General features: G+C 55.2%; 18 protein-coding genes. 16 read left to right on the forward strand and 2 right to left on the reverse strand.

Translation table 11 applies throughout. From position 1 onward, the window contains the following. Positions 1-16: 16 nt before the first annotated feature. The 11 genes from EGK14_RS09915 (at position 17) to EGK14_RS09965 (ending at position 11,199) form a co-directional block, all read left to right on the forward strand. Positions 17-1,255: an alanine--glyoxylate aminotransferase family protein gene (locus EGK14_RS09915; protein ID WP_125288933.1), complete on the forward strand. Its 1,239-nt coding sequence runs from the start codon at positions 17-19 to the stop codon at positions 1,253-1,255. Beyond that, entirely contained in the window at positions 1,255-2,538 is a 1,284-nt protein-coding gene (gene hpxK / locus EGK14_RS09920; protein WP_125288934.1) for an allantoate amidohydrolase, read from the forward strand. Before EGK14_RS09915 ends, hpxK begins: the two co-directional genes overlap by 1 nt. Then, positions 2,528-3,022, forward strand: coding sequence for a 2-oxo-4-hydroxy-4-carboxy-5-ureidoimidazoline decarboxylase (gene uraD, locus EGK14_RS09925; RefSeq protein WP_125288935.1), 495 nt, complete (start codon positions 2,528-2,530; stop codon positions 3,020-3,022). Before hpxK ends, uraD begins: the two co-directional genes overlap by 11 nt. A 28-nt stretch (positions 3,023-3,050) precedes the next feature. Beyond that, the gene (gene uraH, locus EGK14_RS09930; protein WP_125288936.1) at positions 3,051-3,386 is read left to right on the forward strand and encodes a hydroxyisourate hydrolase; all 336 of its coding nucleotides are present in this window, start codon (positions 3,051-3,053) and stop codon (positions 3,384-3,386) included. A gap of 94 nt (positions 3,387-3,480) precedes the next feature. Next, positions 3,481-4,803: a nucleobase:cation symporter-2 family protein gene (locus EGK14_RS09935; RefSeq protein ID WP_125288937.1), complete on the forward strand. Its 1,323-nt coding sequence runs from the start codon at positions 3,481-3,483 to the stop codon at positions 4,801-4,803. 112 nt (positions 4,804-4,915) lie between these two features. After that, entirely contained in the window at positions 4,916-6,868 is a 1,953-nt protein-coding gene (locus tag EGK14_RS09940) for a BglG family transcription antiterminator (protein WP_158616041.1), read from the forward strand. A gap of 203 nt (positions 6,869-7,071) precedes the next feature. Next, positions 7,072-8,337 carry a PTS sugar transporter subunit IIC gene (locus EGK14_RS09945; protein WP_158616042.1) on the forward strand — a complete coding sequence of 422 codons (1,266 nt, stop codon included), beginning with the start codon at positions 7,072-7,074 and terminating at the stop codon, positions 8,335-8,337. Next, positions 8,334-9,734, forward strand: coding sequence for a glycoside hydrolase family 1 protein (locus EGK14_RS09950; protein ID WP_125288940.1), 1,401 nt, complete (start codon positions 8,334-8,336; stop codon positions 9,732-9,734). Before EGK14_RS09945 ends, EGK14_RS09950 begins: the two co-directional genes overlap by 4 nt. 17 nt (positions 9,735-9,751) lie before the next feature. After that, positions 9,752-10,057: a PTS sugar transporter subunit IIB gene (locus EGK14_RS09955; RefSeq protein WP_125288941.1), complete on the forward strand. Its 306-nt coding sequence runs from the start codon at positions 9,752-9,754 to the stop codon at positions 10,055-10,057. 1 nt (position 10,058) lies between these two features. Then, entirely contained in the window at positions 10,059-10,397 is a 339-nt protein-coding gene (locus tag EGK14_RS09960; RefSeq protein WP_125288942.1) for a PTS lactose/cellobiose transporter subunit IIA, read from the forward strand. Positions 10,398-10,452: 55 nt separating this feature from the next. Then, complete coding sequence (locus EGK14_RS09965) at positions 10,453-11,199, forward strand: histidine phosphatase family protein (RefSeq protein WP_125288943.1); 747 nt, start codon at positions 10,453-10,455, stop codon at positions 11,197-11,199. 128 nt (positions 11,200-11,327) lie between these two features. Here the strand turns inward: EGK14_RS09965 and EGK14_RS09970 are convergent, their stop codons facing one another. Beyond that, complete coding sequence (locus tag EGK14_RS09970; RefSeq protein WP_125288944.1) at positions 11,328-12,095, reverse strand: amidohydrolase; 768 nt, start codon at positions 12,093-12,095, stop codon at positions 11,328-11,330. Next, a complete protein-coding gene (locus EGK14_RS09975) occupies positions 12,083-13,243 on the reverse strand; it encodes a pyridoxal phosphate-dependent aminotransferase (protein WP_125288945.1) in 1,161 nt (386 codons plus the stop codon). Before EGK14_RS09975 ends, EGK14_RS09970 begins: the two co-directional genes overlap by 13 nt. A 143-nt stretch (positions 13,244-13,386) precedes the next feature. Here EGK14_RS09975 and EGK14_RS09980 point away from each other — a divergent pair, with 143 nt between their 5' ends. The 5 genes from EGK14_RS09980 to carA all read left to right on the forward strand — a co-directional run bounded on the left by EGK14_RS09980 (position 13,387) and on the right by carA (position 17,848). Then, on the forward strand, positions 13,387-13,998 hold the full coding sequence (locus EGK14_RS09980) for a methylthioribulose 1-phosphate dehydratase (RefSeq protein WP_125288946.1): 612 nt from the start codon (positions 13,387-13,389) through the stop codon (positions 13,996-13,998). Beyond that, positions 13,995-14,681, forward strand: coding sequence for an acireductone synthase (gene mtnC / locus EGK14_RS09985; protein WP_125288947.1), 687 nt, complete (start codon positions 13,995-13,997; stop codon positions 14,679-14,681). Before EGK14_RS09980 ends, mtnC begins: the two co-directional genes overlap by 4 nt. Next, entirely contained in the window at positions 14,678-15,220 is a 543-nt protein-coding gene (locus tag EGK14_RS09990; RefSeq protein WP_125288948.1) for an acireductone dioxygenase, read from the forward strand. Before mtnC ends, EGK14_RS09990 begins: the two co-directional genes overlap by 4 nt. A gap of 215 nt (positions 15,221-15,435) precedes the next feature. Continuing rightward, positions 15,436-16,257, forward strand: a complete 822-nt coding sequence (dapB, locus tag EGK14_RS09995) for a 4-hydroxy-tetrahydrodipicolinate reductase (protein WP_125288949.1) — start codon at positions 15,436-15,438, stop codon at positions 16,255-16,257. A gap of 448 nt (positions 16,258-16,705) precedes the next feature. Then, positions 16,706-17,848: a glutamine-hydrolyzing carbamoyl-phosphate synthase small subunit gene (gene carA, locus EGK14_RS10000; protein WP_199746418.1), complete on the forward strand. Its 1,143-nt coding sequence runs from the start codon at positions 16,706-16,708 to the stop codon at positions 17,846-17,848. The last annotated feature ends 10 nt before the right edge of the window (positions 17,849-17,858 follow it).

The following is a 17,858-nucleotide window of genomic DNA, read 5'->3' on the forward strand; positions in this document are numbered from 1 at the left end:
AAGAGAAGGAAACGAAATGGATGTAACCCGCTATCCGCAAATTAATCCGCCACAGCGCCTGTTGATGGGGCCTGGGCCGATCAACGCCGATCCTCGTGTACTGCGCGCCATGTCCAGCCAGCTGCTTGGGCAGTACGATCCGGCCATGACGCACTATATGAACGAGGTGATGGAACTGTATCGCGGCGTGTTTCGCACGCAGAACCGCTGGACGCTGTTGATTGACGGCACTTCCCGCGCGGGCATCGAAGCCGTGCTGCTGTCGGCGATCCGCCCCGGCGATAAGGTGCTGGTGCCCGTTTTTGGTCGCTTTGGTCATCTGCTGTGCGAAATTGCCCGCCGCTGTCGCGCAGAGGTTCACACTATCGAAGCGCCGTGGGGCGAAGTGTTTACGCCGGATCGGATTGAAGATGCGATCAAAACCGTGCGTCCCCGTTTGCTGCTGACCGTGCAGGGCGATACTTCCACCACCATGCTGCAGCCGCTGGCCGATCTGGGCGGTATCTGTAAAAAATATGGCGTGCTGTTCTACACCGACGCCACGGCCTCGCTGGCCGGCAACGCGCTGGAAACCGATGCCTGGGGGCTGGACGCGGTCTCTGCCGGCATGCAGAAATGCCTTGGCGGGCCGTCCGGCACCTCGCCAGTCACGCTAAGCCCCGAAATGGAAGCGGTGATCCGCAAACGCAAATGCGTGGAGGAAGGGATCCGTACCTCGGCGCATCAGGATGGCGATGACGAGATGATCTATTCCAACTATTTCGATCTTGGGATGATCATGGATTACTGGGGGCCGGAGCGGCTTAACCACCATACCGAAGCGACGTCGGCGCTGTTCGGCGCGCGTGAATGCGCGCGGCTGATTATGCAGGAGGGGCTGGATAACGGCATCGCCCGCCACGAGCTGCACGGCGACGCGCTGCTGAAAGGCATTCAGGGGATGGGGCTGGAAACCTTCGGCGATCTGCAACACAAGATGAACAACGTGCTGGGCGTGGTGATCCCGCAGGGCATTAACGGCGACCAGGTGCGCAAGCTGATGCTTGAGGACTTCGGCATTGAAATCGGCACCTCGTTCGGCCCGCTGCACGGCAAGGTGTGGCGTATCGGCACCATGGGCTATAACGCCCGTAAAGACTGCGTGATGCAGACGCTGAGCGCGCTGGAATCGGTGTTGACCTGGCTGGGTTATAAAACGCCTCAGGGCGCGGCAATGCAGGCGGCCTGGGATCGTTACGCCGCCGGGAGCCGCTGATGGAACTGATGGATCTTGCCGCCGCGCAGCAGGCGGCGGCCAGGGTGATGGCACGCTGCGATCGCCTGGCGGCGATCAGCGAAACGCCGGACGCGCTCACCCGCGTCTATCTGTCGCCTGAACACCTCCGGGCCAACCGGCTGGTAGGAGAATGGATGGCGGCGGCGGGGATGCGCGTCTGGCAGGACGGCGTCGGCAATATCTGCGGGCGTTATGAGGGGCAGCAGCCCGATGCGCCCGCGCTGCTGCTGGGATCGCATCTGGATACCGTGCGCAATGCGGGCCGCTACGACGGGATGCTTGGCGTGCTGACCGCGATTGAAGCCGTGCAGGCGCTGCACCGGCAAAATCTGCGGCTGCCGCTGGCGGTGGAAATCGTCGGCTTCGGCGACGAAGAAGGAACGCGCTTCGGCATCACGCTGCTGGGCAGTCGTGGCCTGACCGGCAGCTGGCCGGAAAGCTGGGTCAGCCACCCCGACGGCAACAGTATTACCGTGGCGCAGGCGATGGCCGACGTTGGGCTGGATGCACAGGCTATTGGCGAGGCGGCACGTGAGGTAAAAGATATCGTCGCCTATCTGGAGCTGCATATAGAGCAAGGCCCCTGTCTGGAGCAGGAAGACCTGGCGCTGGGCGTGGTTACGGCAATTAACGGTGCGCGTCGTCTGAACTGCTGCTTTGTCGGTGAGGCAGGTCATGCGGGCACGGTACCGATGACGCACCGTAAGGACGCGCTGGCCGCGGCGGCGGAATGGATGGTGTTTATCGAACAGACGGCGCCAAAGCATGGGCCGCAGCTGGTGGCAACGGTTGGGACGCTCCAGTGCCAGCCCGGCGCGGTCAACGTGATCCCTGGCGAGGTGGCGCTGAGTCTGGACGTGCGGGGGCCGGAAGATCGGGCGCTGGCGGAACTGCTGTCGGTGCTGCTGACCCAGGCGGAAGCGATAGCGCTGCGCCGCGGCTTAAGCTTCAGCGCCGAAGAGTATTACCAGATCCCGGCGACGCGCTGCGACGAAAAGCTTCAGGCGGCGCTGAGCCAGGCGGTAACGGCGGTGCAGGGCCGCTCGCTTTCGCTGCCCAGCGGTGCTGGTCACGACGCCATTGCTATGGCGGAGCACTGGCCGGTCGGCATGTTGTTTGTCCGCTGCGATCGCGGCATCAGCCATCATCCGGCGGAGTCGGTCAGGGTGGAAGACGTGGCGCAGGCGGTTCGCGCCTGGACTAAAGCGGTAAGCGAGATAGCGCTGGCAGCGGACAGCACGGGAGGTCAGCGTGTCGCCTGAACAATTTAATCAGGCCCCGGTCACCGAGGCCAGAAAGCAGATTGCCCACTGCGTCGCGCTGGCCGGCTGGGTGGACGAATTGGTGGCCGCGCGGCCTTTCGCATCGCTGGACGAGCTGCTGAAAACCGGCGAGCGGCTGGCGAGCGGCTGGGACGCTCAGGCGCTGGACAAGGCGCTTTCCGCGCATCCACGCATCGGTGAGAAGGCGCAGGGCAGCGGCAAAGAGGCCGCGCTTTCCAGCGGCGAGCAGGGCAGCGTTAAGGAGGCCGATGCCGATCTGAAAGAAGCGCTGCGGGCAGGAAACGCCGCTTACGAACGGCGTTTCGGCCGGGTTTTCCTGATCCGCGCCAAAGGACGAAGCGCCGGAGAGATGCTGGCCGAGCTGCATCGACGCCTCGCCAACGACCCGCAACAGGAGCAGCAGGAAGCGCTCGATCAGCTGCGGGAAATCACCCTGCTGCGTTTAAAAGAGACGTTTCGCTAACCCAGCTACATTTGCACAGGAGAGTTCAATGAGCACCATCACCACGCATATCCTGGATACCGCGCTGGGTAAACCGGCGATTGGCGTCGCCGTTTCGCTGGAGCAGAACAGTAGCCAGGGCTGGCTGCCGGTGGCGCAGGGCGATACCGATGCGGATGGCCGCATCAAAAACTTAACGCCCGAGCCGCTGGCTCCGGGCCATTACCGCTTAACTGCTGAGATCGGCGACTATTTTGCCGCTGATGGCCGCGACGCGCTCTACGTCAGCGCCCAAATCGATTTCGTGCTGCCGGAAGCGGGCAGCCATTACCATCTTCCTTTTCTGATTTCGCCGTGGTCGTGGTCTACCTATCGCGGCAGCTGATCCTTTTATCCTGCGGGCCGCAGCCTGAATGATGTTGAGGAGAGATTAATAACCAGCACCGCCTTTGCGGTGAGCGCAGCAGCGAGGGGTCAACATGAGCGTCAGGCCAGAAGATATGCGTTACCCGGCAGGCAAATCTTTTGCCTGGGGATTGCAGCATGTATTGACGATGTACGGCGGCATTATCGCGCCGCCGTTGATCATCGGCTCGGCGGCCGGGCTGCACGCCGCCGAACTGGGGATGCTGGTGACGGCAGCGTTGTTTGTCAGCGGCTGCGCCACGCTGCTCCAGGCGCTGGGCGTGCCCGGTTTCGGCTCGCGTCTGCCGCTGGTGCAGGGCGTTTCTTTTGCGGGCGTGGCGACGATGGTGACGTTAGTGACCGGCGGCGGCGGACTGCCGGTGGTGTTCGGCGCTGTCATCGCTTCTTCGCTGATTGGCCTGCTGATTGCCCCTTTGTTTGCCCATATCATTCGCTTCTTTCCCCCGGTGGTGACCGGCACGGTGATTACGGTGATCGGTTTATCGCTGATGCCGGTCGCCGCCCGCTGGGCAATGGGCGGTAATCCTCACGCGCCGGAATGGGGCTCGCCGGGCAATATCGGGCTGGCCGCGCTGACGCTGGGGATGGTGCTGCTGTTTCATCGCGTAGGCAACGCCGCGATAAAAAGGCTGGCCGTGCTGGCGGCTATGGTATTGGGCACGCTGTTTGCCGTGGCTGGCGGTAAAACGCAGTTCGCAGGCGTGCTGCATGGCGACGTGATGGCGCTGCCCGGCATCCTCAGCTTTGGGCTGCCGGTTTTCGACATGGCGGCCATTCTGTCGATGACGCTGATCGTACTGGTGCTGCTCACCGAAACCACCGCCGGGCTAATTGCTATTGGCGATATCGTCGGCACGGAGGTGGACAGTAGCCGCATCGCCAGCGGCCTGCGGGCCGATATGCTGACCAGCGCGCTCGCGCCGTTGTTTAACTCCTTTCCGCAGAGCGCCTTCGCCCAGAACATTGGCCTGGTGGCCATTACCGGCATCAAAAGCCGCTATGTGGTGGCGGCGGGCGGCGCGATCCTGGTACTGCTTGGCTGTCTGCCGGTGCTGGGGCGGATAGTCGCGGCCGTTCCGGCTCCGGTGTTGGGCGGCGCGGGGGTGGTATTATTCGGTACCGTTGCGGCATCCGGTATCCGTACGCTGGCAAAGGTCGATTATAAAGAGAATATGAACCTGGTGGTGGTGGCGACGGCCATTGCGTTTGGCATGATCCCTATCGTGATGCCGACCTTTTACGACCGCTTCCCTGACTGGGTCAGAACGATTTTCCATTCTGGCATCAGCGCTGCCTGTGTGGTCGCCGTGCTGCTGAATATTGTGTTTAACAGTGTTAAAGGAACGGTAAGCGTGCAGGAAAGTCGATCGGGCTGATAAATTATGTGACCCGATGCGGCGTTTATCGAGGCGATATGCACTAACCTTGGCGGTCGATATTTCAGCTATATAATTCAGGGATCGGCCAGTTGAAATGCTGGCTTCAAGGATGATGAAACATTACCCTTCGCGAATTTTTCAGCTGCTGGCATTGTTGCAGCGTGCGGAAAAACCGTTAAGCAGCGTGGAAATTTGCCGTGCGTTAGCAATTAAGCCCAGGACGCTCAGAAGCGATTTGCTCAATTACAGAAAGGATTTGGCAGAAAACGGCATCACGTTACTCTCCCGGCCTGGCGTCGGGTATCGGCTGCAAATAGAAGATGAAAAAAAATATCAGCAGCTGAAAACAGCGTTCCGCCAGGCCGAATATCGCCATTATTTTGACGTGCCGGTGCGCTATGCGCAAAGAGTCCGTTATCTTATTCGCACCTTACTTTCTGTCGAGGGCTATATCAAACTGGATGAGCTGGCCGACAAAATTTATATAAGCCGCTCTGCGCTGAATGACGCTATGAAAGAGGTTCGCCTGGCACTAAAGCCGTTTAATCTGACGCTCAAAGGACGTTCAGGCTGCGGGATAAGGGTAGAAGGAAGCGAATTAAACCTGCGTCAGGCGATGGCGCGTTATTTATATTATGACGATGCCGCTTTATTTCAACAGGATGGCGTACCGGCTTCTCACCCTTTACAAAAAAACGGCAGCCGTGAAAAAATCGTTGCTATTTTGCATCGGATATTGGAAAAGCATGGCATAACGCTGACCGAAACCGGCTTTCAAAATTTAGTTATCCATCTTGAAATCGCGCTGATGCGCGTCAAACTGTGCCGTTATAAACCGTTATCGACGGAAAATCTCGCCGCGCTGGAGGGGCGTGAAGAATATCGGCTCGCGGAACAGCTGATCGCGGCGATTGAGCAGGAATTTTCACTTTCTTTGCCTTGTGAAGAACGCTATTTCACGGCCATTCATCTGGCTGGTAAGCGGCATCTACAGCCGGACGCGCCCGTTTTTACCTCACCGGATATCAGCAGGCTATACGAAAAAATTACCGCCGGCATAGCAGCCCGGTTTGGCATCAATCTGGCCGACGACAGCGAGCTGCGCAGTTTGCTGTTGCTGCATTTTATCCCCATGCTGGATCGCCTGTGCTGGGATCTTAAAATCCATAATCCTTTGCTTGAGCAGATCAAACAGGAGAACCTGAGCGCTTTTGAAATTGCCGTGCTGGCGGGGAAAATTATCCAGCAGGAAACCGGGCTGGCGGTAAACGAGGCGGAGACCGGCTATCTGGCCGTACATTTCGCGCTGGCGCTGGAGCGCTGTGGCAGACAGCGGCAATATAATATTATTCTTGTCTGTGCCAGCGGCCAGGGAAGTTCGCAGCTGTTACTTTACACCCTCAGGCAGCGTTTTCGGGACGAATCAGGCAAGGTTAAAGTTGTGCAGCTGTATGAATTAAATCAGATCGATTTCACGGGCTACGACATCGTTCTTTCTACTATCGACATTCCTTTCGCCGTCCCCGTGCCTCTGCTGCGCGTGAGCTGTTTTCTCGGCGATCGCGAGCTTAATCAACTGGAAAACCAGCTAAAAGATTTGCGCCTGCCGCGTACGCCAATCCGACGCTATTTTCATCCGGCGCTTTTCTTTACCGATTTACAAAGTACGGAACGCTATGCGCTTATTGAGGAACTTTGCCAGCGGCTGAGTGGTTACCTGGCAGACAAAGAGCATTTTCTTCAGCGGGTAATAGAAAGGGAAGCGCTTTCTGCCACTGAATTTGGCAATGCTGTTGCTTTTCCTCATCCACTTTATCCCTGTGGCGAGCAGACTTTTGTGGCGGTAGCGGTGTTGCCAAAGCCGATTAAATGGGAAAAGCAGAGCATACGCTACGTTTTTATGCTCTGCCTGCGTAAAGGTGAAAAGGATCCTCTACAGGCGCTGCATGAAAGCCTGGTGACATTAATGTGTGATGAAGAAAAGTTAAAACGGTTGGGTGAAAAGCCCACCTTTTCAACGCTGCTGGGTCTGCTCCAGGCAGCCTCGCCCGAGGAAAAATGAAACGGTGGCAATACCGGACAGGGGAAGCGTAATGCCGCTGAACAGTGGCGGAGCAGCGCGCCTGGTTATTTTGCCGCATTGGCTACGGCAGTTCTCCGTATAGGGAAGCGGCAGGGCCGTCGCTATACTCGGCGGATTGCGGGTCAGCAGGGTTGGGTTGTAACCGTCCCGCGCAATCACTCATGCTAAAAGGGAAAACAGCAATGAGCCAGTTGAATCATTTTCTTGAAAAACATCTGATGCCCACGGTTGCAAAGGTGGGCAGTAATCGCGCGCTAACCGTTATCCGTAATGCGATGTGTGCCTGTATGGCGCTGCTGATCATAGGCAGCACTTCTGTATTGTTATCCAATATTCCCTATGCACCGCTGGCAAATTTTATGGCCCCGGCCGCACCTTTTTTTAACACCATCTTTAATGCCACTACGGGGATCATGGGACTGTTGACGGCGGCCAGCATAGCTTATTACGGCGCGCTGGAATATAAGCAGGATATCTTTGTCAGCATTGCCACCTCGGTCAGCCTGTTTATCGTCAGTCAGTATCAGCAGGCGGCAAGCGGGGATTATCTGCTAAACATCGAAGGCCTGGGCACGCCAGGTTTAATCAGCGCTATTCTGATTGGCTTTATTACCTTAAAAACGTTGGCCTTTTTTAAAGACAAAAAACTGGCGATACGGATGCCGAACGGCGTACCTGATGCAGTCAGCGAATCTTTCACGTCTTTGCTGCCCGCACTGTTTCTGCTGGCCATTTTCAGCCTGCTGGTGGTGATTTTTCACTTTAATATTAACGCCATTATTTCCCGTGTAATGACACCCGTCACCTGGGTGCTGAATTCAGCGCCCGGCTATGCCTGTTACCATATGCTCTGTGCGCTGGTGTTCTTCTGCGGTATTAACTCGCAGGTGGTGATTGGCGTTGCCATGCCTTTTCTGATGCAAAACGGCGCACTGAATGAAAAAGCGTTTCAGGCCGGAGAAGAGGTGATGTTTGCGGCGACCAACGCCACCGATGCGATGATTTGGGCCGGCGGCACCGGCGCAACGCTGGGTCTGGTATTGCTAATGGCGCTGACGGCGAAGAGCCAGTATTTTAAAAAACTGGGCAGAATGGCGGTAGGGCCGGGCATTTTTAATATCAACGAGCCCGTTATTTTCGGTACGCCAGTCTGCTTTAATCCGCTGTTTATGCTGCCCTTTATACTGACGCCTGGCCTGATTGCCGGCCTGACCTATTTCTTTATGCAGCACGGCATTATTGCTATGCCGCACGTGGCGAATCTTCCCTGGACCACGCCAACTTTTATTGTTGGTTTTTTAATGACCGGCGGCAGCCTTTCCACCACGCTATGGTCGCTTATGATTATTCTCCTCTCCATGCTTATCTATTATCCCTTCTTCCGCATTGCCGATAAGCAGTTTTATCAACAGGAGCAGCAGCAACAAAATAAGGACATAGCGCAATGAAAAACTTTCCCACAGATTTTCTTTGGGGAGCCGCCACGGCTGCTTATCAGGTTGAAGGCGCTTTTGATGAGGATGGCAAAGGCGAATCCATTCAGGACAGAAAAAACTTTTCTAACAGCTATCACGATACGACCGTGACCTCCGATCATTACCATCGCTTCCGCGAAGATATTGCGCTGATGCGGGAGCTGGGTCTGAAATCCTACCGTTTTTCCATCGCCTGGACGCGTATTTATCCCGACGGGCACACGCTTAATCCGGCGGGTATAGATTTTTACAATCGGCTCATTGATGAGCTAAAGAAAAATGAGATTGAGCCGCTGGTTACGCTCTACCATTTTGATCATCCCCAGGCGTTACAGGAGGCTTACGGCGGCTGGTATGGCGAGCAGATGATTGAGGATTTCACCCGGTTTGCCGAAATCTGCTTTACTGCTTTTGGCGACAGGGTCAGCTCCTTTATGACCCTTTGTGAATCCAACAATGTGGTGCTCTATCCCGATTTAATCGGCGGTGTACCGGATGGCGTCAAGGTAGAGGCCTGGCGTTTTCAGGTCAGCCGCATTATGGCACTGGCGAATGCCAGCGTGATAACGCGCTGCCGTCAGCTGCTGGCAACGGCAAAAATCGGCCCCTGCATCGGTTATGCCGTGGCTTATCCGGCGACCTGCGCGCCTCAGGATGTGCTGGCCGCGCTGAATGAAGATGAATTCAGAACTTTTTATCCACTCGATCTCCTGTGCCTGGGCAGACAAAACCCGGCGGTAGTCAGCTTTATGGCGCGGCGAGGAATTGATATACGGCTATCGGCAGACGAGCTGGCGACCATCAGTGCGGCCCGCCCCGATTTTATCGCCTTTAACTATTACCAAAGCGATGTCGCAAAATATTGTCCCGAAGAGAGCGAAGAGGCCCAGCCGGGCTTTAATCCTGACGGAAAAAAAGGCGGTTTTACCTACCCTCGTTTTCCCGGCCTTTATGCCGGCGACCGCAACCCTTATCTGGAGCGTAATGACTGGGACTGGGAGATCGATCCAGTTGGCTTACGGATTGCCTGTCGTAAATTGTATGACCGTTATCAGCTGCCGTTGATGATTACTGAAAACGGCCTGGGCGCCTGCGACAGCCTGGTGGCAGGTGAAATAGCCGATAACTACCGTATTGATTATCTGCAAAAACATTTACAGCAGCTGCGGTTGGCCATGGGTGATGGCGTTCCGGTTATCGGCTATTACCCCTGGTCTTTTATAGACTTAATGAGTACCAGCAATGGCTATAAAAAACGTTATGGTTTTGTTTATGTTAACCGTAATGAAGCGTCGCTCTCGCGCTATAAAAAAGCCAGTTTTTATTGGTACCAGCGGGTGATTAAAAGTAACGGTAAAATTCTGGACTAAATAAAAAGGAGCCACAAATGAAAAACATTCTTCTGATGTGTTCGGCCGGGATGTCCACCAGTATCATGGTAAAAAAGATGACCGAAGCCGCGCAGAAATTGCAGTCTGAGGTCACGATTAAAGCCATTCCCGAACAGGCGCTAGGCGAAAATATGGCCGCCGCCGATATTATCCTGCTTGGCCCGCAGATCCGCTTTTTACTGGATAAAGTACAGGCCGTCGCCAGGGATATTCCCGTACGCGTGATTGATACGATGGATTACGGCACGATGAACGGCGAAAAAATACTGTTACAGGCATTAGCTATTCTGGAAGAAAAATAAGATGGAAATGGAAGAACTCTGTTTTGAGATGATTTGCCACGTTGGTGAGGCGCGATCGTCATTTATTGAGGCTGTTCAGGCAGCGAAAAAAGGCGATTATCGCCAGGCTCAGGCGCTAATAGAAAGCGGTAAAAAGAGCTACAACCTCGGACATCGGGTTCATGCTGGGCTGGTTAAGGCTGAGATGAACGGTGCCAGCGAGGCGCTTTCGCTAATCCTTGTACACGCTGAGGATCAGTTAATGAGCGCTGAAAACTTTAAAATATTAAGCGAAGAATTTATCGAAATATATCACCGGCTGGAAAATATACTGAAAACGCATCATCGGCCGTTGCGTTAATCTGTGGTCTGACAGCGCTGGCAATATTCTTATATTCAACCTGAGGGATAGTATCATGAAAAGGAATTTACTGATTTTACCGCTGTTATGCGCAGTTTTTTCAACACAGGCAACAGCAAAAGAGATCGACATTTACCTGGTTCGTCATGGCAAAACGCTATTTAACACCACGGGGCAGGTACAGGGATGGAGTGATTCTCCCCTGACGGAACAGGGTATTCTACAGGCCAGACAGGCCGGAAAGGGATTGCAAACACTCCGTTTTACCACGGCGTTTAGCAGCGATGCCGGAAGGGCGCGCGAAACCGCAAAGCTAATACTTGAAGAAAATCAAAACGTCCGGCCCGCTTTAACCGAACTAAAAACGCTCAGAGAGTGGGGCTACGGCGGTTACGAAGGCCGGGATGATGCTGAACTCTGGCAGCCGCTGTTTGCCGCAGCGGGTATTGAATTTAAAAAGGACTGGTCAACCTGGGACGCTTTTACGCAGAAAATGCGCGATCGGGAAATAGCTGACGCCATTGCTAAAAATGACAAAAGCGGCATGGCGGAAGATTATGACGCCATCGTGGCAAGATTAAAATCAGCCGTAAAACAAGTAATTAAAGAGACGGAGGCAAAAGGGGGCGGCAACGCTTTGGTGGTTTCTCACGGCAGTGCTATTCCAACGCTGTTAACTTTTCTGACGCCGCAGGCTTATCATGGAGAAAGCATTGGCAACGCCAGTTTAACCGTGGTGCATTACGATAACGGGATATACACGCTTAAAAAAATCGGTGATACCCGCTATCTTTCTGAATAACCGCAGGGGTATTTATTTAAATATCCTGTGTTAACTACATCGGAAAATATAATAGCCAGTATGCTGCAAACAGCACCGTTACCAGCAGAGCAAAGCGGGTTAAATCCTGCACTTTTTGCACGGCTCAACTAAAAACTGAACTTGTCCGCATCGCGCCAGGCCGGAAAACGCTCCCGGTATTCACGCAGGGTTTCCAGCGACAGCTGCGCGTTAACGATAGCTGGCTGATGTGGCTCGCCAGCCGCCAGGATTTCGCCCTGAGGGCTGATAATCCGGCTGTCGCCGCTGTAGCTATGGCCGTTGGCATCGCTGCCGATGCGATTGCAGCCGGCTACGTAGGCCTGATTTTCAATGGCCCGCGCCAGCAGCAGCGCCTGCCAGTGCGTCGCGCGCGCTGCCGGCCAGTTGGCGACATACAGCGCCAGATCGTAATCATTGCGGTTGCGGGAAAACACAGGGAAGCGCAGGTCATAGCAAATCTGCGGCAGAATGCGCCAGCCGCGAAACGCTATGATTTCTCGCTTTTCGCCCGCCAGGTAATGCTGGTGCTCGCCCGCCATGCGGAACAGATGCCGCTTGTCGTAGCGATACAGCGTGCCGTCCGGCTCCGCCAGCAGGAAGCGATTGACCGCGCCCGAAGGCGTCTGAACAGCGACGCTGCCGCCAATCATGGCGTCCGCCGCACGGGCTTTCTCCTGTAGCCAGGCCACGACGCGTGCTTCCGGCAGCGAACTTTTTGCCGCCTCCATCGCAAAACCGGTGGTAAACATCTCCGGCAGCACGATCAGATCGCGATCCGTCAATCCCGCCAGCAGCCCGTCAAAAAAACGCAGGTTGGCTTCGCCGTCCATCCAGACCAGCGGCTGCTGTAGCACGCTCAGGTTTAAAGCTGACATAGTCGCTCCGCTGCCGCATCCAGCGTGGCTTCCTGTTTGGCGAAGCACAGACGGATGAGTTTATGCGGGAAAGGCCCGGCGCAGAAAACCGACAGCGGGATCGCCGCCACGCCCACTTCTTTGGTGAGCCACCGGCAAAAGGCGACGTCGTCCAAATCAGAAACGGCGCTGTAGTTGGCCAGCAGAAAGTAGGTACCCTCACACGGCAGGATTTCCAGGCGACTTTTCGCCAGCGCCTGCACAAAACGGTCACGGCGCGCCTGATAGAACCCCGGCAGCTCGCGGTAGTGCTCTGGTTCGGCGTTCAGCATATCGGCCAGCGCCAGCTGCGCGGGCGTGTTGACGGCAAAGGTCAGGTACTGATGCACCTTGCGTAGTTCGGCCGTCAGGGCGGGCGGCGCTACGCTATAGCCGACCTTCCAGCCGGTCATATGAAAGGTTTTGCCAAAAGAAGAAACGGCGATCGCACGCTCACGCAGCTGCGGATGGGCGAGCACGCTGGCGTGGCCCTCTTTGGCAAAGCAGATATGCTCGTACACCTCGTCACTCAGCACATAGATTTCCTGCGCTTTCACCGCCTGCCACAGCGAGGAAAAATCGCTTTTTTGCCAGACGGTAGCGGAAGGATTGTGCGGCGTATTGAGGATAACCAGTCGGGTGCGGGGCGAGAGCAGCGCAGCAAACTCCTGCCAGTCAACGCGAAAAGTCGGCGGCTGCAAAGCGATGCGCTTCATTATGCCGCCAGCCAGCGTTACCGCCGGCGCATAGCTGTCGTAGCTGGGATCGAAACAGATCACCTCATCCCCCGGCCGCACCAGCGCGGTAATGGCGGCATAGAGCGCTTCGGTCGCGCCTGCCGTCACCGTGATTTCGCTATCGGCATCAGGTTTATATCCATAAAGCTCCGCCGTTTTAACCGCTATCGCCTGCCGCAGCGGCTGCACGCCGGTCATCGGTGCATACTGATTAGCGCCAGCGCTGACGTGGTGCGCCAGACGCGCTTTCAGATAATCCGGGCCATCGAAATCCGGGAAGCCCTGGGAAAGATTAATGGCGTTATGCTGCTGTGCCAGCGCGCTCATTTGCGAAAAAATAGTGGTGCCAAGAGCGGGGAGTTTGCTCTCAGGCGTAATCGACGTCTGGCTCATGATCGGTAACCCTTGCGGAACGCTATGGAGGTGTTTTAGCCCGTTGCCGCCACTATAGCGTCGATGCTAGTATTTGGCAATCGAGACGCTTAGACGTCTAAACGCTAAGGTTATGCCGTGCTTAACGGTTGAAAAGGAAGGCTATGACAACATCGCAGTTGGAGCAGCTGGTGGCGGCCTGCCACTGGATCGGCGCGAAGGGCTGGGCACCGGCCACCGGCGGCAATATGTCGGTGCGGCAGGACAGCGAGTTTTGCCTGCTGAGTGAATCCGGCAAAGACAAAGGTTCGCTAACCCGCGAGGACTTTATTCAGGTCGCCATCGCCACTAACCATGCGCCCTCCGGCCGCAGGCCTTCCGCAGAAACGGGCCTGCATACGCTGATCTATCGTCTGTTTCCCGAAGCGGGCGCGGTGCTGCACGTTCATACGGTAAATGCGACCGTTCTTTCAAGAGTTGAGAAACGAGCCGCATTAGTATTGCAAGGCTATGAAATGCAGAAAACCCTGGCCGGGCAAAGCTCGCATCTGGAAGACGTGGCTATTGCGCTGTTCGATAACGATCAGGATATTGAGGCGTTGGCGAAACGTATTGAGCACTACGCGGAAGGCCAGCCGCTGCGCTATGGTTTCCTGCTGCGCGGCCACGGTCTGACCTGCTGGGGCAGAGACGTGAATGAAGCGCGTCGCCATCTTGAAGGGCTGGAGTTCCTTTTCCAGTGTGAATTACAACGTCGGCTTCTGGAGGCCCAATGATCCGCGCCATTGTCACCGATATTGAAGGCACTACCAGCGATATTCGTTTCGTGCACAGCGTGCTTTTCCCGTATGCGCGCGAAAATCTGGCGCCCTTTATTGCCGCTTTTCAGCACCGGGAAGAGGTGGCGCAGGCGCTGAGCGATCTGCGTGATGAAATTGCGCAGCCGCAGGCCACGGTAGAGGATTTAATCACCGTGCTGTTCGGCTTTATGGACGAAGATCGCAAATCCACCGCGCTGAAAGCGTTGCAGGGCATGGTCTGGCGCGACGGCTACCTTAACGGCAGCTTTACCGGCCATCTCTATCCAGACGTGCTGCCTGCGCTGAAAGCCTGGCAGAAAGACGGGATCGGGCTGTATGTTTATTCATCCGGCTCGGTAGCCGCGCAGAAATTATTATTTGGCTACAGCGACGAGGGTGATATTACCTCGTTATTCAGCGGCTATTTCGATACGCACGTTGGGGCCAAGCGCGAAACGGCCTCCTACCGCAATATTGCCGCAGATATCGGACTGGCGCCGGCCGAGCTGTTGTTTTTGTCAGATATTCGTCAGGAGCTGGACGCGGCTCGGGAAGCGGGCTGGTATACCGTGCAGTTAATTCGTGATGAAGCGGACGACGTCAGCCATCATCCTCAGATCAACCGGTTCGATCACCTTACTCTGGAGTCGTTTGTATGAGTGCACTGACCATTTTTACCGACAGCGAAGCGAAAACGCCCATCTGGCAAAGTACCGATGCAGAAGCGATCCGTCAGAAACTGAGTAGCAAAAACGTGCGTTTTGAGCGCTGGCAGGCGGATCGCGATTTAGGCATGGATCCGCAGCCGGAAGCGGTTATTAACGCTTATCAGCATGCTATCGATCGGTTGGTGGCGGAAAAAGGCTACCAGAGCTGGGACGTGATCAGTATGCGCGCGGACAATCCGCAGAAAGAAACGCTGCGGGAAAAGTTTCTTTCCGAACATACGCATGGCGAAGACGAAGTCCGTTTCTTCGTTGAGGGCGCGGGTCTGTTCTGTCTGCATCTGGACGGACATATTTATCAAATCCTTTGTGAAAAGAACGATCTCATCTCAGTTCCTGCGGGGACGCCGCACTGGTTTGATATGGGATCGTCGCCGCATTTTACCGCTATCCGTATTTTCGACAATCAGGAAGGCTGGATTGCGAATTTCACCGGCGACAGGATTGCCGATGCCTATCCGCGATTGCCGTAAAAGAAAAAGCGGACTGGATCAAAGACGGCCCTTTCCGGTAAACAGGCGTGCCCTGGTGCGGTTTTCATTTCTTTTCCGGGCCTGAATGATTGGTTTCGCTGATAATCTTTCCGGCCCGGCACAAAATTCTTATCCGACCGCTTTTGGGGTGGCGCAGAGCCTGGCGCGTCGTTAACCTGTCTTCGTTTTGTATGCACAGACTTAAAGGAAATATTATGAATGAGGCACAGATCCGTCTGGCTATTGTTGGCGCAGCGGGACGCATGGGGCGTCAGTTAATTCAGGCCGCCCACGAAGCAGAAGGCGTTTGCGTGGGAGCGGCGCTGGTGCGTAACGGCTCTTCTTTAGTCGGCATCGACGCGGGCGAGCTGGCCGGAACCGGCACGCTGGGCGTGAAGGTCAGCGATCGGCTGGTTGCCGATGAATTTGATGTGCTGATCGACTTTACCCGTCCCGAAGGCACGCTGGAATATCTGGCGTTTTGTCGTCAGCACAAAAAAGCGATGGTCATCGGCACCACCGGTTTTGACGAGGCCGGTAAAGCGGCGATCGGCGCGGCTGCGCAAGAGATAGCCATCGTTTTTGCCGCCAACTTCAGCGTGGGCGTCAATCTGGTGCTGAAGCTGCTGGAGCAGGCCGCGCAGGTGATGGGCGATTATGCGGACATCGAAATTATTGAAGCGCACCATCGCCATAAAGTTGATGCACCTTCCGGCACCGCGCTGGCGATGGGCGAAGCGATAGCGGATGCCATGGACTGGGATCTGAAAGAGCATGCGGTCTACAGTCGGGAGGGGCACACCGGCGAACGTAAGCCACAAACCATTGGTTTTGCTACCGTACGGGCAGGCGATATTGTTGGCGAGCACACGGCGCTGTTTGCGGATATCGGCGAACGTGTAGAGATAACGCATAAGGCCTCAAGCCGCATGACGTTTGCTAAAGGCGCTATTCGTGCTGCCTGCTGGGTTTTTGTGAGTAAAGAGGGTCTATTTGATATGAGAAGCGTGCTTAATATCGATAAATCTTTATCATAAAAAATGAAGAAGCATTCATAATTTATTGTTTTTAATGGGTAGTTTTTCTACCCTTTTTTATTTTTGTATATAAATCCTTCTTGGGTTATTTTTAGTGTTAGAGGTGTATTTTATGCTGTTTTCTGCATTTTTATAGGGTTGCGTTATTAATTTTGACCATTTGGTCCATTATTTTTCAGTCTATCTGGATTTTTCCCATTCATTTCGTCAGGCAACCGTTTTTATTGCCGCGATAGCTACTGTTTTTGGTGGATATCATCAGCTTTTTACACCAGTGGCGCAAAAAACTATGAAAAACTACGGCTCAGGGTAGACATCAGCGGGGGCGATCATTAGAATGCGCGCAATTTGCCAAAAATCGAGCAGGCAGGCAGGTTTTGCATTGATCTAAAGGTGTATCCTGAATTAATATGCAAATAATGTGACTGTTTATTCTCTGGAGGATGTTTTGATTAAGTCAGCGCTATTGGTTCTGGAAGACGGAACCCAATTCCACGGTCGGGCCATCGGGGCAACAGGAACGGCAGTGGGTGAAGTTGTTTTCAACACTTCAATGACCGGTTATCAAGAAATCCTCACTGATCCTTCCTATTCCCGCCAGATTGTTACTCTCACTTATCCTCATATCGGTAATGTCGGCACCAATATCGCCGATGAAGAATCTGCTCAGGTTCATGCCGAAGGTCTGGTTATCCGCGACCTGCCGTTAATCGCCAGCAACTTCCGTAATGAAGAGGGGCTTTCCGCTTACCTGAAACGTCTGAATATCGTCGCCATTGCCGATATCGACACGCGTAAGCTGACCCGTCTGCTGCGTGAAAAAGGCGCGCAGAACGGCTGCATCATCGCAGGCGACGCGCCGGATGCCGAGCTGGCGCTGCAAAAAGCAAAAGCTTTTCCAGGCCTGAAGGGTATGGATCTGGCGAAAGAAGTCACCACGCAGGAAACCTACAAGTGGCTACAGGGCAGCTGGACGCTGGACGGCCTGCCTGCGCCAAAGAAAGAAGAAGAGTTGCCTTTCCACGTGGTGGCCTACGATTACGGCGTGAAGCGCAATATCCTGCGGATGCTGGTGGATCGTGGCTGTCGCCTGACGGTTGTCCCGGCGCAAACGCCAGCGGAAGAAGTGATGAAGATGAACCCGGACGGGATCTTCCTCTCTAACGGCCCTGGCGATCCGGAACCCTGCGACTACGCTATCGCCGCGATTAAAACTTTCCTGGACACGGAGATCCCGGTATTCGGCATCTGCCTGGGCCATCAGCTGCTGGCGCTGGCCAGCGATGTGAAAACGGTGAAGATGAAGCTGGGCCATCACGGCGGTAACCATCCGGTGAAAGATCACGATAACAATACCGTGATGATCACCGCGCAAAACCACGGTTTTGCCGTAGACAACAACAACCTGCCAGCGAACCTGCGTATTACCCATACCTCGCTGTTTGACCACACGGTGCAGGGCATTCATCGCACGGATAAGCCGGCGTTCAGCTTCCAGGGCCATCCCGAAGCCAGCCCGGGCCCGCACGACGCCGCACCGCTGTTCGATCACTTTATCGAACTGATCGAAGCCTACCGTTCAAATAAATAATCAGGAGCGA

It is taken from the genome of Erwinia sp. 198, from assembly GCF_003937915.1.
GTDB classification, from domain to species: domain Bacteria; phylum Pseudomonadota; class Gammaproteobacteria; order Enterobacterales; family Enterobacteriaceae; genus Erwinia; species Erwinia aeris.